Origin of the sequence: Phaeobacter sp. HF9A, assembly GCF_011806385.1 — a bacterium.
Classification (GTDB): Bacteria; Pseudomonadota; Alphaproteobacteria; order Rhodobacterales; family Rhodobacteraceae; genus Epibacterium.
This window is the reverse complement of sequence record NZ_JAATOX010000007.1, coordinates 25756-47963: the sequence shown is the minus strand read 5'-3', so window position 1 is coordinate 47963 and position 22208 is coordinate 25756. Positions and strand designations below refer to the sequence as shown.

Below are 22208 nucleotides of genomic sequence, written 5' to 3'. Positions count from 1 at the left end.
TCTTCTCCTGAACTCACGCCGAGCGGGCGCGATGTTTCTTCTGTTTGGCGCACCATGCTTCGGTGAAGCGCAGCACATCCGTTTCTGTTGTTTGCGGCCCGAGCGATACGCGGATCGCACCCTGGGCCGTCATCTCGTCAAATCCCATCGCGGTCAGAACCGCGCTGGCGCGCACCTTGCCACTGGAACAGGCACTGCCCGCGCTGATCGCGAAACCGGCCAGATCCATCTGCATCACCTGCGTTTCGCCCTTCCATCCGGGCGTGGCAAAACAAGAGGTATTGGGCAGGCGGCGCGCGCCCTTGCCCACAAAAATCGTCTCGGGGCACGCGGCCTCGATGCTCTTCTCCATCAGGTCCCGCAGCGCTGCAACCCGATCCCAGAGACCTGCGTCAAGATCCCTGGCCGCTGCTTCAGCTGCGGCGCCGAACCCTACGATTCCAATGACATTTTCCGTCCCGGAGCGCCGCCCCATTTCCTGACCACCACCGCGGATCTGCGCCGCAAGCTCTGTGCCGCGCTTCAACACAACCGCGCCGACCCCCTTGGGTCCGCCGAGCTTATGCGCCGAGATCAGCGCCATGGTCGCGCCCATCCAGTTAAACGCCACCGGCAGCTTGCCAAAGGCCTGCGTGGCATCCGTCACCGCCAAGCCTTCGGGCAGGTCCTGAATGACACCGGTTTCCGAATTAGCCAGCTGAACGCAGCTCCTGGCCGCATCCGTTACCGTGACGCGCCCCAGCGTATCAACCGAAAGATCTTCGATAATTCCGGCCCTTACGGCATCATGTTCAACCACAGCACCATGCAAGTCACGCCCGGCCAACGCTAACGCCGCCCCCTCGGTTGAGCCCGAGGTAAAGACCACATCCGCCCCATCCGCACCAAAGGCAGCCGCGACCTGCGCCCGGGCACGCTCCACCGCGGCCTTGGCGGCGCGACCTTCGGCATGCACGGACGAGGGATTACCGCAGATATCCATCGCCGCAATCATCGCCGCGCGCGCCTCTGGGCGCAGCGGGGATGTGGCGTTATGATCGAGATAAACACGGGTCATGGATGCATCTTTTACACTGTCCGTTGGCCGGCGCAAACGGCATTACTCGTCCACCACAGCAAACAGGTTCGGAACCGCCGGACAAGGCGCCAGATCATTTTCGATCACATCCGAAAGCCGCGTTTGATGAAGGAAAACATAGACATGGGCGCTGAGTCCTTCCCAAAGGCGATTGGTCAGCGATTGCGCGCGGCTGCCACAAGACCCGCCGGAGACCCCGGCCCCCTTGTGCATTGCATCCACGGTTTCATCCACCGCCGACAGGATCTCGACCACGCGAATTTCCGACGTGGGACGCGCCAGACGGTATCCACCGCCCGGACCACGCACAGACGCCACCAGCCCCGCGCGGCGCAGCTTGACAAAAAGCTGTTCCAGATAGGGCAAGGAAATATCCTGACGCTTGGAAATATCGGCAAGCACGACCAGCCCGTCAGCGGGTTGAAGCGCGATATCAGCCAGCGCCACCATCGCATACCGTCCCTTGGTTGATAGCTTCATTTGCTCACCCTCTCGCGAAAACGCAGCAAATGATTGACGATACCCCTGTCAATGCGTATCTCAGCTTGACAAGGTGCTGGTGTCCACCTGCGCCTCTTTAGAATAGTTCTAAGGTGCCGGAGAAAATTCGTCAAGTATTTGTCTTCTGCATCCGCGCCAAAAAGAGAATAGGATCCATCCCCCCATGCCTGAGGTCATTTTCCCCGGACCCGAAGGACGCCTGGAAGGCCGTTATCACCCGCAAAAGGAAAGGGACGCGCCGATCGCGATCGTGTTGCATCCGCATCCTCAATTTGGCGGCACCATGAACAACAAGGTGGTCTATAACCTCCACTATGCGTTCTATAATATGGGTTTCACGGTCCTGCGGTTCAACTTCCGCGGCGTCGGTCGCTCGCAGGGCGAATATGATCAGGGCGTGGGCGAATTGTCCGATGCGGCCTCGGCGCTGGATTACCTCCAGTCGATGAACAACAACTCCAAGCATTGCTGGGTTGCGGGCTTCTCCTTTGGCGCCTGGATCGGCATGCAGCTGTTGATGCGCCGCCCAGAGATCACCGGTTTCATCTCGGTCGCACCGCCGGCCAATATGTATGATTTCTCCTTCCTCGCGCCCTGCCCGTCTTCGGGTCTGATCATCAACGGCACCGCGGATCGCGTCGCACCGCCCGCCGATACCGTTGGTCTGGTCAACAAGCTGCACGAGCAAAAGGGCATCACCATCACCCATACCGAGGTGGAAGGCGCTGACCATTTCTTCCAAGATCAGCATATGGACACGATGATCGGCACCGTTTCCGATTATGTGAAACGCCGCCTGACAGAGACCTCGCGCTAATGGCAGGACTGGATAAGCTGGCTGAAAAGCTGGCGGAGGACACGTTAAAAATCCAGGACGTTCTCAATGAGGACCGCATCTATATGGAGGTTGCCCAAGTCCTCGGGGCGGCCTCCCAATCTCTGGAAGAAGCCTTCCTGACAGAGATCCGCGTGCGACTGGCCGAGCGCAAGGCACGCGAGTTTCTCAACAAACGCCTGGCGGATGCCAAGGCTGCACTCGAAGCAGAGGCTCAAAACCAACGATGACGACCGACACCCTGACGCAGCAGTTCGACTTTCTCTCTCAAATCGAAAGGCTGCGCGAGGTGGATCGTCAGAACCTGTTGCTGGACGGCAGCCGGGTTGAAAACTCCGCAGAACATTCCTGGCATCTGGCGCTCTATGCGCTGGCCTTTGCACCCTATGCGCCCGAAGCCGTCAGCCTCACGCGCGTTATCCAGATGTTGCTGCTGCATGATATCGTGGAAATCGACGTAGGCGACCATCCCATCGACGAACCCACGGATTGGGAGGCCGTCGCACGGGCAGAAGAACGCGCACAGCGGCGGATTTTCGGCCTGCTTCCCCTCCCTCAGGCGCAGGAGCTCAGCGCCATCTGGCAGGAGTTCGAAGCCGCCCAAAGCGCCGATGCCCGCTTTGCAAAAGCGTTGGATTACTGCCAGCCGATCTTCCAGACGCTTTGCGCGCCTGTGCCTCCGGCGGACCATCTGCGCGTGGTCAAGGAAAACCTGACCACCGGGCGCGCGACAAGCTTGCAGGACCGCTTCCCCGAGGCGTATCGCGCGGCCAAGCAGTTGCTGAAGGGCGAGGCAATTGAGGATCCGATGTTTGCCGCCCGCCTCGCTTTCCTCTCCGAGGCGGATCGGCTCAAGACCATTCTCAGGGCTTCGCGGATCGCATCGGGCATCCGTCATGAGAATTCCGCCGAACACAGCTGGCACATCATGATATACGCCTGGATCCTGTCCGGGCATAGCAACACCGATATCAAGCTGGATCGCGTGCTTATCATGTTATTGCTGCATGACCTTGTTGAAATCGACGCGGGCGATGTGCCAATCCACAGCGCACTCGACGCCGCCGCGCTTGCGCGCATTGAGGCGGCCGAACTCTCTGCCGCGCGGCGGATCTTTGGCCTGCTGCCCGACGATCAGGCCGACGCCTGCCTGAGGACCTGGCAGGAGTTTGAAGCCGCGCAAAGCCCGGACGCCATTTACGCCAAATCGGTGGATCGGGTGCAGCCGGTTCTGTTGAATATGGCGACCGGCGGCGGCAGCTGGGTCGAATATGACGTCACCCTGTCCCAACTCGAAACCCGGGTTGGGGCCAAGGTCGCCCTCGGCGTGCCCGCGGTCTGGGACCATCTGCGCGCGCAGCTGCTGCCCTGGTTCACGGCGCAAAACAGGATCTGACGCCGATCCAGACGAAACCGACCCGATCCGCCGCGAGAGACTGTGCGCTTTGCGGCATCGCAGCATATGAAACACGCGGATTTGTCTTTTCTACTGGCCATCGGGCCAGTATCGCGCTATTCGCGCGGCAACCCCAATCAAAGGCATACCTTATGGACCTGCGCAATATTGCGATCATCGCGCACGTTGACCACGGCAAAACCACACTGGTTGACGAGCTTCTGAAACAATCCGGCGCCTTCCGCGAAAACCAGGCCGTGGCAGAACGTGCCATGGATTCCAACGACCTGGAACGCGAACGCGGCATTACCATTCTCGCCAAATGTACTTCGGTGGAATGGAACGGCACCCGGATCAACATCGTGGACACCCCCGGCCACGCCGACTTTGGCGGCGAAGTGGAGCGGATTCTGTCCATGGTTGACGGTGTTGTGCTGCTGGTGGACGCCGCCGAAGGGCCGATGCCGCAAACCAAATTCGTGACCTCCAAGGCGCTGGCCCTGGGTCTGCGCCCCATCGTGGTGCTGAACAAGGTCGATAAACCCGACGCCGAGCCGGACCGCGCGCTGGACGAATGTTTCGACCTCTTTGCCAACCTCGGCGCCGACGATGATCAGCTCGATTTCCCCTCCATGTATGCCTCCGGTCGCTCCGGCTGGGCCGATATGGAGCTGGACGGCCCGCGCAAGGACCTCTCTGCGCTGTTCGATCTGGTGGTCAAACACGTCCCCGCCCCCAAGCAGATCGCCCATAAGGAAGAACCCTTCCGCATGCTGGCGACCACGCTGGGCGCGGATCCCTTCATGGGCCGCATCCTGACTGGTCGCGTCGAAAGCGGCACGCTGAAAGTCGGCGAAAGCATCAAGGCGCTGAGCCGCGATGGCGCGCTGATCGAAAACTTCCGCGCCACCAAGATCATGGCCTTCCGTGGTCTGGCGCAGCAACCGATCGATCTGGCTGAAGCGGGCGATATCGTCACCGTTGCCGGCATGACCAAAGCCACCGTTGCGGATTCGCTGGTTGATACTTCGGTCAACGAGGCCCTGCCCGCTCAGCCGATCGATCCGCCCACCATCACCGTGACCTTTGGCATCAACGACAGCCCGCTGGCGGGTCGTGACGGCAAAAAGGTTCAGTCCCGCGTCATCCGTGATCGCCTGATGAAAGAAGCAGAGCTGAACGTGGCCATCCAGGTCAGCGACACCCCCGGCGGCGAAGCCTTCGAGGTTGCAGGTCGTGGCGAACTCCAGATGGGCGTTTTGATCGAGAACATGCGCCGCGAAGGGTTCGAACTGTCGATCTCCCGTCCGCAGGTTCTGTTCAAGGAAGAAAACGGCCAGCGTCTGGAGCCGGTCGAAGAAGCCACCATCGACGTTGATGACGAATACTCCGGCGTGGTGATTGAAAAACTCACCGGCAACCGCAAGGGCGAGCTGGTCGAGATGAAACCGGCCGGTGTCGGCAAAACGCGGATCATCGCGCATGTTCCGTCGCGCGGCCTGATCGGCTATCACGGCGAATTCCTGACCGACACCCGTGGCACCGGCGTTCTGAACCGCGTGTTCCACGGCTGGACCCCGCATAAGGGCTCCATTCCGGGCCGTCGTGCCGGGGTGCTGATCTCCATGGAGAACGGCCAATCCGTGGCCTATGCGCTGTGGAACCTCGAAGAGCGCGGCAAGATGTTCATCGGCGCGCAGGCAGATGTCTACACCGGCATGATCATTGGCGAGCACAGCCGCGAAAACGATCTGGAAGTGAACCCGCTCAAAGGCAAGAAGCTGACCAACGTGCGCGCCTCCGGCACCGATGAAGCGGTCCGCCTGACCACGCCGATCACGCTCTCGCTGGAAGAGGCCATTGCCTATATCAACGACGACGAGCTGGTCGAGGTCACACCGCGCTCCGTGCGTCTGCGCAAACGCTATCTGGACCCGCATGAGCGCAAGCGGATGGCCAAAGCGAACCAGTAGTCGCTACAAATCTACAAAAGGCCGCCGAATTGGCGGCCTTTTTTGTGTTTTCCTGACGGAAGAGGAACGTGCATTCCATATACCTGTCAGACACCCCAGAGACGCAAAGAAAAAGGCGCCAAACGGCGCCTTATCTTGCAATAGTGCTGGAATGATCCGCTATTCGCTGGTCTCGACGACCATCAGCTCGCGTTCGGATGCGTCACGCGCGTGGCTCAGCGCCTCCTGATATTCAGGGCTGTTGTAGCACGCCACCGCAGCATCAACGCTGGCGAATTTCGCCACCACATTGCGCGGCCGCTCCTTGCCCTCAAGCTGAACAAACCGTCCGCCGCGCGCGATAAATGTACCGCCATGTTTGGCGATCGCCGGACCGGCAAGCTCGGCGTATTTTCCATAGGCCTCCGCGTCGGTCACTGTCACATGTGCAATCCAGAGTGCAGGCATTTGGGTCTCCCGTCAGAATGGTCTTTCCGGCACCCTAAGGCATTTGCCGAAAAGACCAAGTGATTTTTGACCAAATGGTCAGCCAGCAAGGAGCGCTTCGGCGGCTTTGATCGCCTCTTCGGCACCGGCAAAATCCTTGCCACCACCCTGCGCCATATCCGGTCGTCCACCGCCGCCCTTGCCGCCAACCGCAGGCACAGCGGCCCGCAGCACATCAACGGCGGAGATCTCGCCGGTCAGATCATCGGTCACCCCAGCCGCAACGGCAACCTTGCCGTCATCTTCGGCGATCAGCAGGATCACGCCGGAGCCGATTTTCTGCTTATGCGCATCAATCAGACCGCGCAGATCCTTGCCCGACACCCCTTGCAGCGCTTGGCCGACAAAGGTCTTGCCGCCGATCTCCTTGGTTTCGGCGCCACCGCCCGCACCGCCGCCCATGGCGATCTGCTGCTTGAGGTTGGCGATCTCGTTCTGCAACGCGCGGCGTTCGTCCATCAGCGCCTTCAGCCGGTCCATGACCTCGCCCGATTGCGCCTTGAGAGATCCGGCAACCTCAGCCATCCGGCCAGCTTCACGCGTCAGATAGTCAAAGGCCGCAGCCCCGGTGAGCGCCTCGATCCGACGCACCCCCGCAGAGGAGGCACTGTCGCCCAGGATCACAAAGGTGCCAATGTCGCCGGTCTGTTTCACATGCGTGCCGCCGCAAAGCTCGATCGAATAGGTCTCGCCGTCATGGCCCTTGCCAGTTGCGGCCCGACCCATGGAAACCACGCGCACCTCATCGCCGTATTTCTCGCCGAACAGCGCCTGCGCCCCCAGGGCCCGCGCGTCATCCGGCGTCATGATGCGGGTTTCCACGGCGGTGTTTTGACGGATGAAACGGTTCACATCCGTCGCGACCTGGCTCAGCTCGGCTTCCGAGAGCGCCTTGCCATGACTGAAATCGAACCGCAGACGGTCGTCCGCATTGAGCGAGCCGCGCTGCGCAACGTGATCACCAAGCGCCTCACGCAGGGCCTCATGCAGCAGGTGCGTGGCGGAGTGGTTTGCACGAATAGCGGTACGGCGCGCGTTATCGACCTCCAGCTGTGCAGAGGCACCGGTGGTCACAAGACCGTCAGCCACTTCGGCAAAGTGGATGAAGACGCCAGCAACCTTCTTGGTGTCACTCACGCGCAGCAGGCCGCCTTCGACGCGGATCACACCGCTATCGCCGACCTGACCACCGGATTCCGCATAGAACGGCGTCTGGTTCAGAACGACCTGAACACTGTCGCCCTGCCCGGCCTCCTGGACGATCTCGCCATCCTTGACCAGCGCAACAATCTGGCCCTCGGCGCTCTCGGTTTCATAGCCGAGGAACTCCGTGGTGCCCTTGCTGTCAGCTACATCATACCAGATGGTGCTGTCGGCAGCTTCACCGGAGCCCGCCCAGGCGGCGCGCGCCTTGGCTTTTTGCTCGGCCATGGCGCTGTCAAAGCCATCGGTATCGACCTCGCGGCCCTTTTCGCGCAGCGCATCCTGTGTCAGGTCGAGCGGAAATCCGTAGGTATCATAGAGCTTGAAAGCTGCGGCGCCAGGCAGCGGCGCCCCCTCTTCCAGATCGGACAGTTCATCATCCAGCAGCTTCAACCCGCGATCCAGGGTCTGCTTGAAGCGGGTTTCTTCCAGCTTCAGCGTCTCCTCGATAAGCGCCTGCGCGCGGCCAAGCTCCGGGTAGGCGGCGCCCATCTGCTGCACCAGCGCGGGCACCAGACGGTGCATCACCGGATCCTTGGCGCCCAGCAAATGCGCATGACGCATTGCACGGCGCATGATGCGGCGCAGCACATAGCCGCGACCATCATTCGAGGGCATCACCCCGTCGGAAATCAGGAAGGAGGTGGAGCGCAGATGGTCCGCAATCACCCGGTGGTGCACGTTCTGATCGCCGTAAGGATCGACGCTGGTCACATCCGCTGACGCCTCGATCAGCGCCTTGAACAGATCGGTATCGTAGTTGTCATGCGAGCCTTGCAGCAGCGCGCCGATGCGCTCTAACCCCATGCCGGTGTCGATCGACTGCATATCCAGCGCCCGCATGGAGCCATCTTCGAACTGCTCGTTCTGCATAAAAACGAGGTTCCAGATCTCGATGAAGCGATCCCCGTCTTCTTCCGGGCTGCCCGGAGGGCCACCCCAGATATGATCGCCATGGTCATAGAAAATCTCGGTACAGGGACCGCAGGGGCCGGTCGGGCCCATCTGCCAGAAGTTGTCGGAGGTCTCGATCCGAATGATCCGATCTTCGGGAACGCCGACTTTCTTCCAGATTTCAAAGGCTTCGTCGTCGGTGTGATAGACCGTGGTCAAGAGCCGTGACTTGTCGATGCCGAATTCCTTGGTCACCAGTTCCCAGGCATAGGGGATAGCCTGTTCCTTGAAATAGTCGCCAAAGGAGAAGTTCCCCAGCATTTCAAAAAACGTGTGGTGACGGGCGGTATAGCCGACATTGTCCAGATCGTTGTGCTTGCCGCCGGCGCGCACGCATTTCTGTGCGGTGGTGGCGCGCACATAGTCGCGTTTTTCCAGCCCGGTGAAACAGTTCTTGAACTGCACCATACCGGAGTTTGTGAACATCAAGGTCGGATCATTGCGCGGAACCAGAGGGCTCGAGTCCACAATCTCATGGCCTTGCTTGGCAAAATAGTTGAGGAAGGTCGACCGGATGTCGTTCAAGCTGGGCATGGCAACGCGGCTTTCTTGATGTGAATGGTTCGTCTAAGGCGGTTTATCGCGCTGATGCAGGGCTGTCCACCGCGCAAAGCAATCGCGGCCAATTCCCTTGAAACACAGGGAATTGGCCTCAGATTTTGATCAAAACATCACCGGTGCAAAAGCGGCCTGCTCGCTCCACCGAACACAGGATCCCCCGCAGGCGCAGCGCAATGTTATCAGGATCGACGATCCAGTCTTTTGCCGCGGTGCCATAGCGTACCTTCCATTTCACGCAGCCCTCGTTGAACACATCCGACACCCGCAAGACCGCTGATCCGACCTGCAACAATTGGCCTGTGGGCAGGTTGGCCTCAGAGAGGTCCATATCCACGATGAAACTATCGCCCGGATGCGGCAGGTTTTCACGGTCGCGCCAGACCAGATCCAGCACCCGTTTGGACAGAATGCTGATCTGAATCCCCGGATGCGGCGCGCCATCCGGCAGGGTCAGCCAGGGTTTTGAAGACCAGCGCTCGCCGGGGATGCCCTCCTCCGGCGTCACGGCGATCTCGTCTACAAACTGGCGCTGATTATACCCGGGGCGCAGGCACAACATGAAAATGGCCGCCCGATCCTTCGGGGCGGCCATCACATGCGGCAGCGCCGCGTTCAGCTCTTCACGGCTGACCTGCATGTCAGCCTTCATCAAACAGGACGTCGTCGTCCTTCTCGCCCGGGGGCATATCAAATTCGAGCCCATGGGCGGCGCGGATCTTGTCCTCAATCTCCAGCGCGACACGGGTGTTTTCCCGCAGGTAGGTCTTGGCGTTTTCGCGCCCCTGCCCGATGCGCTCGTCCCCGTAAGAGAACCAGGCCCCGGATTTATTGACCACCCCGGCCGCCACACCCAGATCCAGCAGTTCACCCATTTTGGAGATGCCTTCGCCATACATGATGTCGAATTCCACCTGTTTGAACGGCGGCGCCACCTTGTTTTTCACGACTTTCACGCGGGTGGCGTTGCCGACAACCTCGTCGCGGTCCTTGATTGCGCCAATGCGGCGAATGTCCAGACGCACGGAGGAGTAGAACTTCAGCGCGTTGCCGCCTGTCGTGGTCTCGGGCGAGCCAAACATCACGCCGATCTTCATCCGAATCTGGTTGATGAAGATCACCATGCATTTGGAACGGCTGATGGAGCCGGTCAGCTTGCGCATTGCCTGGCTCATCAGGCGGGCATGCACGCCAACGCTGCTGTCGCCCATATCACCTTCGAGTTCCGATTTCGGCGTGAGCGCCGCGACGGAGTCCACGATCACCATATTCACCGCCCCGGAACGCACCAGCGTGTCGGTGATTTCCAGCGCCTGTTCGCCGGTGTCGGGTTGCGAAATCAGCAATTCGTCCAGATCCACGCCGAGTTTGCGCGCATATTGCGGATCCAGCGCGTGCTCGGCATCCACAAAGGCGCAGACGCCGCCTTTTTTCTGTTGTTCCGCAATGCAGTGCAGCGTGAGCGTGGTCTTGCCGGAGCTTTCCGGCCCGTAGATTTCAATGATCCGCCCCATCGGCAGGCCGCCGATCCCCAGCGCGATATCCAGCCCGAGAGAGCCCGTCGAGCTTGCCTCGATCTCCTGCAAGGCGGTGCCATCGCCCAGTTTCATGATCGAGCCCTTGCCGAACTGCCGTTCGATCTGGGCGAGCGCGCTGTCCAGAGCTTTTTTCTTGTCGCCGCTCTTCTTGTCGTCCTTCATGGTCAATAGATCCGCCATAATCCCGTGTCCTCTTCTATGTGTCACACCCGAGGGCGGACGACAATCACTGCTTTGTTCTCCTCTTGTTCCTTATGAGTTCAAAACAAGAACATTGCAAGCCCAAACATAAGGTCTCCAGCAGGCTGGAAACGTGGTTAAAGAATGGTTTACAAGTCAGGAACGCTTGGAATTATTGCCGGGGCTTTCACGACATGATGGTATTTTATCGTGCAAAATTGGCGCTCCTGTCGGTGCCGAAGACCGGCACAACCGCCCTGCAAACGGCGCTGAGACCCCACGCGGATATCGTGATCTCCGACCCGCCAGAGCTGAAACACGCGCCCGTCTATCGCTACAACCGCTGGATTCGCCCGATGTTCGAACGGGTCTGCGACACCGAGCTGGAGCTGGCGGCGGTGATGCGCGAGCCCGTGGACTGGCTTGGCAGCTGGTATCGCTTTCGCCAGCGCCCGCATCTGGACGGCAAGCCTGTCTCGACCAAGGGGCTGAGTTTCGATGCCTTTGTACAGGATTACTGCAAGGGCAAGCGCCCGCCCCATGCGAATGTCGGCAGCCAGGCGAAATTTCTGGAACCCCAGCCCAATGGCTGCCGCGTGACGCATCTCTTTGCCTATGAAAACCTGGCGCCGTTTCACAGCTTTCTGGAAGAGCGCACCGGGATATCCATTGAAACCCAACAGGAAAACGTCAGCCCAAAGGCGGATCTGACGCTGGAGCCGCGCACGCTGGAGAAGCTCAGGCGCAAACACCCGGAGGAGTTCGCGCTCTACGGCTCAATCCCCGCCTGACCCTAGGCTCAGGACCCATTAATCCTGCGCCACTGGTTTGTCAGTTTTTTGTCCTGACAACGAGCCATACTGAAGGAATAGTGGTTCTATTTCAAGGAACTGAGAGGCGGTCAGGACAAAAGACCGTCAAATCCGAAGGACGCGAAATCCACTTCATCTCAGCACTTTGGCCTGCTTGGAAATAGAACCACTATTCCCGGCGCAGGCCAAAGCACTGATCTTTCGTGGATTTCGCGCCAGTGATGCAGGATTAATGGGTCCTGAGCCTAGTCCTGCAACTGCAATTGTACCGTCTCGGTCAACTGGCTGAGCGAGAAGGGTTTGGCGAGGAAGACCGAATTCGGCACTTCCGGCTCGGCATCGCCAAAGGCGCCCTCGGAATAGCCGGAAACGAACACCACCTTGGTGCCCGGGCGTTCCTTCAGCGCTTCGCGCACCCAGCTGGGCCCATCCATACCCGGCATAATCACATCGGTCACAAAGACATCGACGCTGAGGTTCGGATCTTCCAGCGTGTGCAAGGCTTCCTCGGCGGAATCCGCCTCCAGCACCGTATAGCCGCGCATGCGCAGCGCCCGGGAGGCAAAGGCGCGCACCGGGGCCTCGTCCTCGACCAAGAGGATCACACCATCGCCATGCTGCGCGGCGAGTTTGGGCTTGGGGGCGACCTCCGCCACGGCCTCGGCCTCTTCCGCACCATCGCTGCGATAGACCGGGAAATAGAGCGTGAACTTGGTGCCCACGTTGACCTTTGAATCCACAAAGATAAAGCCGCCGGTCTGCTTGATGATCCCATAGGCGGTAGAGAGACCAAGCCCGGTGCCCTCGCCGGTGCGTTTGGTGGTGTAGAAGGGTTCAAACACCTTTTGCAGCTTATCGGGCGCGATGCCGCTGCCCTCGTCGCTGACCTGGATGGTCACCCATTCGCCCGGCGGCACCACCGCACGGTTGCGCTCCAACGGCGCATCCAGAGAGATCACCTCGGTTTCGACCCGGATTTCGCCGCCGCTGGGCATGGCGTCGCGGGCATTCACGACGAGGTTCATCAAGACCTGCTCCAGCTGCCGCTTGTCGGCACGGATCGAGCGCATGACCGGATCGTGGCTGAGCGTGAGCGAGACCCGCTCTCCCACCAGCCGGTTCAGCAGATGGGTCAGATCCGACAGCGTTTCGCGCACATCCAGCACCTCGGGCTGCAAGGTCTGCTTGCGCGAGAAGGCCAGAAGCTGGCTCACCAAGGCCGCTGCCCGGTTGGCATTTTCATGGATCTGGATCAGGTCGCCATAGTCCTGGTCGCCCTGATCATGGCGCAGCAACAGAAGGTCGCAATGGCCCGAAATTGCCGTCAGGAGGTTGTTGAAATCATGCGCAACGCCGCCAGCAAGCTGTCCGATCGCCTGCATTTTCTGGCTCTGGACAAATTGCGCCTCCAGCGTCTTGAGCTCGGTGGCGTCGTTCAGCACCGCCATCAGCAGCGTTTCGCCCTCCTCGATCACCCGGGTCAGCGTGACCTGAACAAAAACCTCCTTATCCTCGCGCGAGACCCGCAGGAATTCGGATTTATGCGGCGCGAGCCCCTTAGCGGTTTCCTGCAACCAGTCGTTCATCGGCCGGCCAAGCCCTTCCATCAGCTGACCAAGATGCACGCCTTCGGCCTTCTCTGCCCCGAGAAGGCGCAGCGCCATGCGGTTGATCGCCATGACCTCGCCGCTTGGCCGCACCTTCAGGAGCGGCACGGGCAGGGTTTCAAAACCGGTATGGGGGCCGCTGTCCTCGACATCCGCCTTCAGGAAATAAAGCTCGCTGCGGCCCTGGCCATGGCAGTGTTCGCTGACCAGCACCTCCACCGCGCCGGTCTTGGTCATGATGGTGTTGATCCGCCCCGGCATCACCGGCAGCGAGGTAAACAAACGTTCGGTGGATTTAACCCGCGCTCCAATCAGGCTGCGCGCCGCCTCGTTCATGAAAAGCACCGCCCCGGTCCGCCCGACAGAGATCATCGGCACCGGGCTGGTATCTGACGCCCGCCCCGACGGACGCTCGACCCGATCCTCAACCCGCCAGAGGAAGCTCCCGGCTGTCATCTCATGCACCGCAAGACGCAGCTGGCCACGGCGGGTCACGAAATCCTCGCTTGCGGCGCCGTCCTGCTGTGCCCGCGTCTGCAACCGCAGCAAGACCGCCGAGGGATTGGCCAGAACCGACCGCAAGGTGCCGGAGATGGTCTCGCTCTCGCTGCCCTCAAACCGTTTCAGCGCCGCAGAGTTGCAGGCGTGGATCACACCGGCATCATCGGTCACGAAACTCGGCGTCGCGTCCTTGTCGATAAAGCCGCCAAGCAGCTCGCTTGCCATGGTTTTCGCCGCAAGCCGGGATCGGCTTTGCACAAATACCAGCGCCGCCACACCGGCCAGTGTCAGACCGACGGCGATCAGCGCCCGCCCGATCCAATCCGGCAGCGTCAGCAGCCAGGGGCAGGCCACAAGCAGCAGCGCCAGGCAAAAGGTCACGGCAAGCCGCGCCTGTTCGGGCGTTTGAACCTTCAGGTTCGGCACAAAGGAGGAAGTGCGACCGATCATTGCGGCTCCGTTATCAATCTTCACGTCGCAATATCGCGTTAGTCTTGGTTAAGGCGGAGTTAACCGAAAGGCCGAATTGCAACACTTTCCAATAGATTAATCGCTTTGTGGACGTTGGAACACGCTCACATAGAACCCGTCCGTCCCTTGATGAACCCGCCAGGCCGCCTCAGTCACCGCTGTCCAGCCGGGGTGGCGGTCCAGAAAGCCACGCGATTGCGCGCCGTTCTCGACCTCCAGCATGGAGCAGGTCGCAAAGGCCAGATAGCCGCCCGGTGCCACATGCGCGACCGCCCGATCAAGGATCTCGGCCTGAAGGCGCACCAGCTCATCCAGCCCCTCCTGGGTCAGGCGCCATTTGCCCTCGGGGTCACGCCGCCAAGAACCGGAACCGCTACAGGGCGCATCACAGAGCACCAGATCAAACGGCGGCTGCGCCGCGAGCGCCTCGGGCGTCAGACAGGTGATCTTGACCCCGGCACGCGCGGCCCGGGCAGGAATATCCGCCATGCGGCGCGGCGCGGCGTCATGGGCATAAAGCGCCAGATCTTCCCGCATCGCCATCGCGAGGGATTTTCCACCACCGCCGGCGCAATAGTCCAGCACCCGCATGCCGCTTTGCAATGGCAGGGCCTCAACGACCGCCTGACTGGCCGCGTCCTGCAATTCCACAAAGCCCAGCGTATAGCTCTCGGTATTCTTGATGCGCCGCGCGCCCTCGGTGACAAGCAGTGCGGCCTCGGATGCGGCGTGCGGCTCTGCGACAACACCCTCCTCAGCCAGACGCGTGATTGCCTCCGCGCGACTGGCTTTGCGCAGGTTGACCCGCAGATGGGCCGCCGCGCGACTGCGCAGCGCCTCGGCTGCGGGAATCGCCTCATCGCCAAGGCTGCGCGAAAACAGCGGCCAGAGCCACTCCGGGATGTCCTTCGCCTCTGCCGAGCTCTGGAAATTGCGCGGCTCGGCCTGTTCCGCCTCGCTCAACGGCGCAGGGGCATGACCTTCGCCGGTAAAGAGACTGCCCACCTCGATGCCCTGATCACGCAGCGCGCCAATCAGCAGCCCGCGACCGCTCAGACTGCCGCCGAGCACCGCATGTGAGCGCTGACAGCGCAACGCCTGGAACACATGATCGCGCACCGCGGCGCGATCTTTGGAACCGGCAAAGCGGCTGCGACGCCCCCAATTGGTCAGCGCCTTTTCAGCCGCCTGCCCGCCAAGGATGTCATCAAGAATTTCGATCGCCGCCTGAACGCGCGCTGCGGGGGTCATTGGGCTGCCCCCGCATGTTCACTCCGGGCCACCTCAGCCGATCCGATAGTTGGGCGACTCGCGGGTGATCTGCACGTCATGCACATGGCTTTCTTTCAGACCGGCGCCGGTGATGCGCACAAATTCGCAATTGCTGCGCATGTCGTCCACCGTCGCGCAGCCCGTGTAGCCCATCGCCGCACGCAGACCGCCCACCAACTGGTGGATGACCGCGCCTGCGGCCCCTTTATAGGGCACCTGCCCTTCGATGCCTTCGGGCACCAGCTTGTCGCTGGCGGCGTCTTTCTGGAAATAGCGATCCGCAGAGCCGCGCGCCATGGCGCCCATCGACCCCATGCCCCGATAGGATTTGAAGGACCGGCCCTGATAGAGGATCACCTCGCCCGGGCTTTCATCGGTGCCCGCGATCATCGACCCCACCATGGCGCAAGACGCACCCGCGGCGATGGCCTTGGCAAAATCGCCAGAGAACTTGATGCCGCCATCGGCGATCACCGGCGTATCCCCCGCAGCCCGCGCGCAATCCATGATCGCGGTCAGCTGCGGCACGCCGACGCCCGCCACCATGCGGGTGGTGCAGATGGAGCCCGGCCCGATGCCGACCTTGACCGCATCCGCGCCCGCGTCGATCAGCGCCTTGGTTGCATCGCCGGTGGCAACATTGCCCGCAATGACTTGAACATCGTGCGACAAAGCCTTGACCCGCTTGACAGCTTCAATCACCCCGGCAGAGTGGCCATGGGCGGTATCAATCACCACAACGTCAACCCCCGCTTCGATGAGCGCGACGGACCGTTCATAGCCGCTGTCGCCCACTGAACTTGCCGCAGCCACCCGGAGACGGCCCAGATCGTCCTTGCAGGCCGTCGGGTTCAGCACCGCCTGTTCACTGTCCTTGAGGGTCAGCAAGCCGGTCAGCTTGCCGTTCTTGTCGGTCACCAGCAGCTTTTCGATCCGCCGCGCCCGCATCAGGGATTTAGCCTCTTCGCGCTCGGCCGGTTCTTGCAGCATGGCGAGGTTTTCAGAGGTCATCATCACCGAGACCGGCGTCTTGTCATCCGAGGCAAAGCGCATGTCGCGATTGGTCACGATACCCACGACCCGACCGCCCTCGTCCACCACCGGAAAGCCGGTGACGCGGTAGCGCTCTTGCAGCGCCTTTGCATCGGCCAGTGTCTGATCGGCGCGCAGGGTGATGGGGTTGTAGACGATCCCGCTTTCAAAGCGCTTGACCCGACGCACCTGGCGCGCCTGCTCTTCCGCGTCGAGGTTCTTGTGGATCACCCCCATCCCGCCCGCCTGCGCCATGGTGATTGCCATGCGCGACTCGGTCACCGTATCCATGGCCGAGCTGAGCAGCGGGATATTGAGCGAGATGGCGCGGGTCACCCGCGTGCGTGTATCCGCCGTACTCGGCAGGACATTGGATGCGGCCGGAACCAACAAAACATCGTCAAAGGTGAGAGCCTCACGAATCTGCATCTGTCTTCCCCATGCAAAACACCGTTTGGCGGTGACCCTATTGCACAGTTCTACCAAAGGGGAAAGAGGGCGCCGGCATTTTTCGCCGCGCCGCGGCAGTTGCTCGGATGCCCTGACATAGGTCAAGGAACTGTCGTATCCTGCGACTATAGCACGACACAGATGACACCAAGCTGCGGAGACCCACATGAGCGCGCCCCTTGACGGAGTGATTATCCTCGACCTCACCCATGTGCTGGCGGGGCCCTATGCCTCGATGACGCTGGCGGATCTCGGCGCCCGGGTGATCAAGGTCGAACGCCCCGGCACCGGTGATGACACCCGCAGCTTCCCCCCCTTCAAGAATGGCGAGAGCGCCTATTTCGCGACCATCAACCACGACAAGCAGAGCATCGCGCTTGACTTGAAGAACACCGATGATCGCGCTGTTTTTGAACAATTAGTCGAGCAATCAGATATCATACTTGAAAACTATCGCCCTGGCGTGATGGAGCGGCTCGGCTATGGTTGGGAGGATCTTCATGCCAAGCATCCGAGGCTGATCTACGGCGCGGTTTCCGGCTTTGGTCATAGCGGCCCTGACAGCCAGCGCCCCGCCTACGACATGGTGGTGCAGGCCCGGGGTGGCGTCATGTCGATCACCGGCGAGCGCGACCGGGAGCCGGTGCGCGTCGGCGCCTCGATCGGCGATATCGCCGCCGGAATGTTTCTGGCGCAGGGGATTCTCGCGGCGCTGCTGCATCGCACACAAACCAGTCTCGGGCAGAAGATCGACATCTCCATGCTCGATTGCCAGCTCGCGCTGCTGGAACATGCCATCGCCATGACCACGGTGAACGGCGAACCACCGCGCCCCTCTGGCGCGCGCCACCCGTCGATCACCCCGTTTGAGACCTTTCACGCCGAGGACGGTCTCTTTGTGATCGCCGCCGGAAATGACGTTCTTTTTGCGCGCCTCTGCGAGGCCCTGGAACTGCCGCTGGCGGGTGATCCCCGCTTTACCAGCAATCCGGCGCGATGTGAAAATGCGCGCCTTCTCAAACGGTTGATCGAAGCTGTTACACTTGGCCAAAGCAAGGCGCATTGGATCTCCCTGCTGACGGACGCGGGCATCCCCACGGGGCCAATCCAGAATGTGGCCGAGGTGCTGAAAGACCCGCAGATCCTTGCACGCAACATGGTGGTTGATGTGCTCGACCGCGCTGGGCAGCCCGCCTATGTGGCTGCGGGCAATCCGATCAAGATGAGCGCCCTGGCCGATCCCGGCACCCGTGGCCCGGCGCCAAAGCTGGATGAGGATCGACAAGACATCCTCGACTGGCTCGCAACGCAGCAAGCTGCCGCAAATATTCGCTGATTTGCCGCCCCTGAGCCACGAAATGACGGTGCTTGCCTTTCTCACTTCGAAAAGTGACATATGGTCCGCATGAATAGCGAGAGATGAAGGCTAGAGGCATGTCAAACGATCCCCTTGTTATGTTCACCCCATCTGGCAAGCGCGGCCGGTTTCCTGTTGGCACCCCCGTGCTGACTGCGGCGCGGCAACTGGGTGTGGATCTCGACTCGGTCTGTGGCGGGCGCGGCATCTGCTCGAAATGCCAGATCACCCCGGGATATGGCGAATTCTCCAAACATGGTGTCACCGTTGAGGAGGACGCCCTGTCGGACTGGAACGCGGTTGAGCAGCGCTACAAGGACAAGCGTGGCCTGATTGATGGCCGTCGCCTGGGCTGTCAGGCCAAGGTGCAAAAAGACGTCGTGATCGACGTTCCGCCCGAAAGCCAGGTCCACAAACAAGTGGTGCGCAAACGCGCCGAGGCCCGCGACATCGTTCTGAACAGTTCGATCCGGCTCTGCTATATCGAGGTCGAAGAGCCCGATATGCACAAGCCCAGCGGCGATCTGGAGCGGCTCTGCGACGCGCTGGAAAACCAGTGGGATATCAAAGGCGTAAAAGCCGACTTTCACATTCTGCGCGCGCTACAACCGGTGCTGCGCAAAGGCGGCTGGAAGGTCACTGTCGCTGTGCATCAGGGCGATACCACGCAGCCGCCGCGCATCATGCATATCTGGCCGGGTCTCTACGAGGGGAGTTTCTACGGGCTTGCCGTCGATCTAGGCTCCACCACCATCGCGGCCCATATGTGTGACATGAAAACCGGCGAGGTCATGGCCTCCTCCGGCATCATGAACCCGCAGATCCGCTTTGGCGAAGATCTGATGAGCCGCGTCTCCTATGCGATGATGAACAAAGGCGGCGACCTGGAGATGACCCGGGCCGTGCGCGAGGGCATGAACACGCTGTTTGGTCAGCTTTGCGACGAGGCCGAGGTGCCGCGCGAGCTGATCATGGAAGCGGTTTTTGTCTGCAACCCGGTGATGCACCACCTGTTTCTCGGCATTGATCCCTTTGAGCTGGGTCAGGCACCCTTTGCGCTTGCAACCTCTGACTCGCTGTCACTTGAGGCCCGCGATCTGGGCCTACAGATCCATCCCGCCGGTCGGATTTACCTGTTGCCCTGCATCGCTGGCCATGTTGGTGCCGATGCGGCGGCGGTTGCGCTCTCCGAGGCGCCCGACAAATCCGAAGACCTCGTCTTGGTCGTCGACGTGGGAACAAATGCCGAGATCCTGTTGGGAAACAAGGAAAAAGTTCTTGCGTGTTCTTCTCCCACCGGGCCTGCGTTTGAAGGCGCGCAAATCTCCTCCGGCCAGCGCGCCGCGCCGGGTGCGATCGAGCGGGTCGAGATTAATCCCGCCACCAAGGAGCCGCGCTTCAAGGTGATCGGCTCCGATCTCTGGTCCACCGACGCCGGATTTGAAGAAAGCATCGCAAGTATCGGAATTTCCGGCATTTGTGGCTCCGGCATTATCGAGGCCATCGCCGAGATGCGCCTGGCCGGGGTGTTGGATGCCTCTGGGCTTATTGGCTCTGCCGAACAGACCGGCACCAGTCGCTGTATCTCCGAGGGGCGCACCAACTCCTATCTGCTCTGGGACGGCTCGGCCGAGGGCGGACCGCGCATCACCGTCACCAATCCCGACATTCGTGCGATCCAGATGGCAAAGGCGGCGCTCTATTCCGGTGCGCGTCTGCTGATGGACAAATTCGGCGTCGATAAGGTGGATCGCGTGGTCCTGGCCGGAGCCTTTGGCGCGCATATCTCCGCCAAACACGCGATGGTATTGGGCATGATTCCCGATTGTCCCATCGACAAGGTGACCAGCGCCGGCAATGCCGCTGGTACAGGGGCCCGGATCGCGCTTCTGAACACCAACGCTCGCAGTGAAATCGAGGACACGGTGCGCAAGATCGAGAAGATCGAAACCGCCGTAGAGCCGCGTTTTCAGGAGCATTTTGTCAATGCTTCCGCCATTCCGAACTCCGCCGAACCCTTCCCGATTCTAAACTCCGTGGTGAGCCTGCCGGATGTGTCTTTCAACACTGGTGGCGGCGATGGCGACAGCGCTGGCGGTCGGCGGCGTCGGCGGCGCTGATCGCATGCAGAAAACCGTGGCGGCGCTCTTGACGATCTTGGCGCCGCCGCATAAAGCTCTGCCTGCGCGGGTATGGTGAAATGGTATCACACGAGCTTCCCAAGCTCTTGGCGCGGGTTCGATTCCCGCTACCCGCTCCAACACTCCTCGGATCGTAACGTCACATGCAATCTTCGGCCCCTTTGCCGCGCAATTCGCTGTTGCGCCCGAAGACAAGCCGTCTTACCTCACCCTCATGGATGCACGTTTTCTCACCCCGTTGAACCCTGCCGAGCAACTCTCCTATGGCCTGTCGCTGCCCGCCCCTATGGCGATGGCGGATCGGGTGCGGTTTTCTGAAATCGACCTCCTGCATCATGTGAACAACAAGGCGTACCTTGATTGGTTCGAGGCACTCCGGGTTCAGTATTTCAACGACTTCTTCCTCGAACATTTCGACCTCGATGCCCTGCCGCGGCACGTGGTCCGCAATGCGGATATTCACTACATCAAAGAAATGGTGCTCGGGGAAAGCTATATGACCACGGCGCGGGTTCTGTCCTTCCGCCGCACGTCCTACACGCTGGAGCAGCAAATCTGGTCCGGTGATCTGCGCGCGAGCATGGTTGGGGTTATGGTCTTTCGCACCCCGGATGGCAGCGCAGGCTACCCCATCCCGGACAGCCTGCGGCAACAGTTTATTGACCTAGACGGTGCGACGGACGAATCCTAGTCGCGATTTACCTTTTTGGCCAACAAGTTACGGCGCCCAGTGAACCTGACATTCTGACAGAACCGCCTGAACGGGCGCCTCTTCCGGCGGCAGGCTCACGGCCCGCTCCAGCGCCGCGCGTTTCTCATCACCAAAGATCACCAGGTGCTTGGCCATGGCGCCGTCCAAGACCCGCGCCGTAAGCGAAATCCGCGCCTCTGGCTGGCTGTCCGGGCGCATCACGGCGACCTCGGGTGCATCGGGCGACAAGGCCTCCGCCAGACCGGCGACGCCGGGAAACAGCGAGGCCGTATGCATATCATTGCCCATGCCCAGCAACGCCACTGCCAGATTGCCCTGCGCACGCACCTTGGCCGACAGCGGCTCGATCGCCTCGTCCGGCTCCATCCCGTTGGTAAAGAACGGCAGGAATTCCGCCCGCGCCGCGCGATTGGTCAGCAGACGCTCGCGGATGAGCCGAGCATTGGAGCGCTCGCTGTCCTCTGGCACCCAACGCTCGTCAGAGGCCATGACGCAGACGTTTTCCCAATCGAGCTCCGCCGCGCAGAGATCATCAAAGATCGGCCCCGGCGAGGTTCCGCCCGCGACCGCGATCGCGGCCCGCCCATGGCGCAACAGGTGGTTTTTCAGATCACCCGCAATTCGGTTCGCAACCGAAATGGATAGCATCTCCCTATCCGGGTACTCATTTAAATTCATGGACTTGCTCCTCAAACCTAAGACGGCGCTCGCCGAAGGTATTCACCATTGGGCGGAGTCTGTCACAGGTTGCGCGAGAGGCCAAGGGCATGAAGAACGGCAAGGCGCGTCACGAGTCAGCTAGTTCAGGTAGAATTCGCCGACCACATTGCGCCACTCGCCGCTGGACATTTGTTTGCGATGCGAAAATCGCACGTGATGCAGCGGCCCTTCGATTTCCTCTCGCCAGTAGTCAATAAAGGAAAACAGCCGCGGATGATCGGGAGCCAGGTCATAGTCCTGCCAGACAAAGGTGTTCAGCACATGGGCGAAATCTGGCATGTGGTAGGTGAATTCCGCCGTGGTGAGCCCATAGCCCTTGAGCATCAATTCGGTTGCAGACGGGTCCATTTTGGTCCTCCATTCACTGATCGACCCGACCAGCCTACATACGACAGGTAAATTTTCAGCTAAATCAGCCTGTTAGCAGATAG

The 22208-nt window shown here is 60.9% G+C and carries 19 protein-coding genes and 1 tRNA gene; 9 read left to right on the top strand and 11 right to left on the bottom strand.

Features of this window, described 5'->3' with window-relative positions; genetic code table 11:
- Positions 1–13: 13 nt before the first annotated feature.
- Both HCZ87_RS02380 and HCZ87_RS02375 read right to left on the bottom strand, forming a co-directional pair.
- Entirely contained in the window at positions 14–1057 is a 1044-nt protein-coding gene (locus HCZ87_RS02380; RefSeq protein ID WP_167642170.1) for a cysteine desulfurase family protein, read from the bottom strand.
- 42 nt (positions 1058–1099) lie between these two features.
- Positions 1100–1558 (bottom strand): Rrf2 family transcriptional regulator, encoded by a 459-nt coding sequence (locus HCZ87_RS02375; protein WP_167642169.1) that lies wholly within the window; start codon positions 1556–1558, stop codon positions 1100–1102.
- Positions 1559–1742: 184 nt separating this feature from the next.
- Here HCZ87_RS02375 and HCZ87_RS02370 point away from each other — a divergent pair, with 184 nt between their 5' ends.
- The 4 genes from HCZ87_RS02370 to typA all read left to right on the top strand — a co-directional run bounded on the left by HCZ87_RS02370 (position 1743) and on the right by typA (position 5783).
- Positions 1743–2396 carry an alpha/beta hydrolase gene (locus HCZ87_RS02370; RefSeq protein ID WP_167642168.1) on the top strand — a complete coding sequence of 218 codons (654 nt, stop codon included), beginning with the start codon at positions 1743–1745 and terminating at the stop codon, positions 2394–2396.
- Positions 2396–2644 (top strand): hypothetical protein, encoded by a 249-nt coding sequence (locus HCZ87_RS02365; protein WP_167642167.1) that lies wholly within the window; start codon positions 2396–2398, stop codon positions 2642–2644. Before HCZ87_RS02370 ends, HCZ87_RS02365 begins: the two co-directional genes overlap by 1 nt.
- Positions 2641–3810, top strand: coding sequence for an HD domain-containing protein (locus HCZ87_RS02360; RefSeq protein WP_167642166.1), 1170 nt, complete (start codon positions 2641–2643; stop codon positions 3808–3810). The genes HCZ87_RS02365 and HCZ87_RS02360 overlap by 4 nt, the downstream gene beginning before the upstream one ends.
- A gap of 152 nt (positions 3811–3962) precedes the next feature.
- Positions 3963–5783 carry a translational GTPase TypA gene (typA, locus tag HCZ87_RS02355; protein WP_167642165.1) on the top strand — a complete coding sequence of 607 codons (1821 nt, stop codon included), beginning with the start codon at positions 3963–3965 and terminating at the stop codon, positions 5781–5783.
- 159 nt (positions 5784–5942) lie between these two features.
- Here typA and HCZ87_RS02350 read toward each other — a convergent pair whose 3' ends face one another.
- The 4 genes from HCZ87_RS02350 to recA all read right to left on the bottom strand — a co-directional run bounded on the left by HCZ87_RS02350 (position 5943) and on the right by recA (position 10702).
- Positions 5943–6230, bottom strand: a complete 288-nt coding sequence (locus tag HCZ87_RS02350) for a DUF1330 domain-containing protein (RefSeq protein ID WP_167642164.1) — start codon at positions 6228–6230, stop codon at positions 5943–5945.
- 78 nt (positions 6231–6308) lie between these two features.
- Positions 6309–8960, bottom strand: coding sequence for an alanine--tRNA ligase (gene alaS / locus HCZ87_RS02345; RefSeq protein ID WP_167642163.1), 2652 nt, complete (start codon positions 8958–8960; stop codon positions 6309–6311).
- 118 nt (positions 8961–9078) lie between these two features.
- Complete coding sequence (locus tag HCZ87_RS02340; protein WP_167642162.1) at positions 9079–9624, bottom strand: hypothetical protein; 546 nt, start codon at positions 9622–9624, stop codon at positions 9079–9081.
- Position 9625: 1 nt separating this feature from the next.
- Entirely contained in the window at positions 9626–10702 is a 1077-nt protein-coding gene (gene recA / locus HCZ87_RS02335) for a recombinase RecA (RefSeq protein WP_167642161.1), read from the bottom strand.
- 194 nt (positions 10703–10896) lie between these two features.
- On the opposite strand from recA, the gene HCZ87_RS02330 reads away from it, so the two are divergent.
- Positions 10897–11493, top strand: coding sequence for a gamma-glutamyl kinase (locus tag HCZ87_RS02330; RefSeq protein WP_167642160.1), 597 nt, complete (start codon positions 10897–10899; stop codon positions 11491–11493).
- A 266-nt stretch (positions 11494–11759) separates the two neighbouring features.
- On the opposite strand, the gene HCZ87_RS02325 is transcribed toward HCZ87_RS02330, so the two are convergent.
- The 3 genes from HCZ87_RS02325 to guaB all read right to left on the bottom strand — a co-directional run bounded on the left by HCZ87_RS02325 (position 11760) and on the right by guaB (position 16826).
- On the bottom strand, positions 11760–14072 hold the full coding sequence (locus tag HCZ87_RS02325) for an ATP-binding protein (protein ID WP_167642159.1): 2313 nt from the start codon (positions 14070–14072) through the stop codon (positions 11760–11762).
- Between the two features lie 96 nt (positions 14073–14168).
- Positions 14169–15344 (bottom strand): RsmB/NOP family class I SAM-dependent RNA methyltransferase, encoded by a 1176-nt coding sequence (locus HCZ87_RS02320; RefSeq protein WP_167642158.1) that lies wholly within the window; start codon positions 15342–15344, stop codon positions 14169–14171.
- A 33-nt stretch (positions 15345–15377) separates the two neighbouring features.
- On the bottom strand, positions 15378–16826 hold the full coding sequence (gene guaB / locus HCZ87_RS02315; protein WP_167642157.1) for an IMP dehydrogenase: 1449 nt from the start codon (positions 16824–16826) through the stop codon (positions 15378–15380).
- A 187-nt stretch (positions 16827–17013) separates the two neighbouring features.
- On the opposite strand from guaB, the gene HCZ87_RS02310 reads away from it, so the two are divergent.
- The 4 genes from HCZ87_RS02310 (at position 17014) to HCZ87_RS02295 (ending at position 21036) form a co-directional block, all read left to right on the top strand.
- A complete protein-coding gene (locus HCZ87_RS02310; protein WP_167642156.1) occupies positions 17014–18183 on the top strand; it encodes a CaiB/BaiF CoA-transferase family protein in 1170 nt (389 codons plus the stop codon).
- A gap of 98 nt (positions 18184–18281) precedes the next feature.
- Positions 18282–20324 (top strand): ASKHA domain-containing protein, encoded by a 2043-nt coding sequence (locus HCZ87_RS02305; protein ID WP_167642155.1) that lies wholly within the window; start codon positions 18282–18284, stop codon positions 20322–20324.
- A gap of 66 nt (positions 20325–20390) precedes the next feature.
- Positions 20391–20464: transfer RNA gene (locus HCZ87_RS02300), tRNA-Gly, on the top strand.
- Between the two features lie 95 nt (positions 20465–20559).
- Complete coding sequence (locus HCZ87_RS02295) at positions 20560–21036, top strand: thioesterase family protein (protein ID WP_167642154.1); 477 nt, start codon at positions 20560–20562, stop codon at positions 21034–21036.
- Positions 21037–21063: 27 nt separating this feature from the next.
- On the opposite strand, the gene pgl is transcribed toward HCZ87_RS02295, so the two are convergent.
- Positions 21064–21735 (bottom strand): 6-phosphogluconolactonase, encoded by a 672-nt coding sequence (gene pgl / locus HCZ87_RS02290; RefSeq protein ID WP_167642153.1) that lies wholly within the window; start codon positions 21733–21735, stop codon positions 21064–21066.
- 120 nt (positions 21736–21855) lie between these two features.
- Positions 21856–22125 carry an usg protein gene (locus tag HCZ87_RS02285; RefSeq protein ID WP_167642152.1) on the bottom strand — a complete coding sequence of 90 codons (270 nt, stop codon included), beginning with the start codon at positions 22123–22125 and terminating at the stop codon, positions 21856–21858.
- Positions 22126–22208 lie beyond the last annotated feature (83 nt).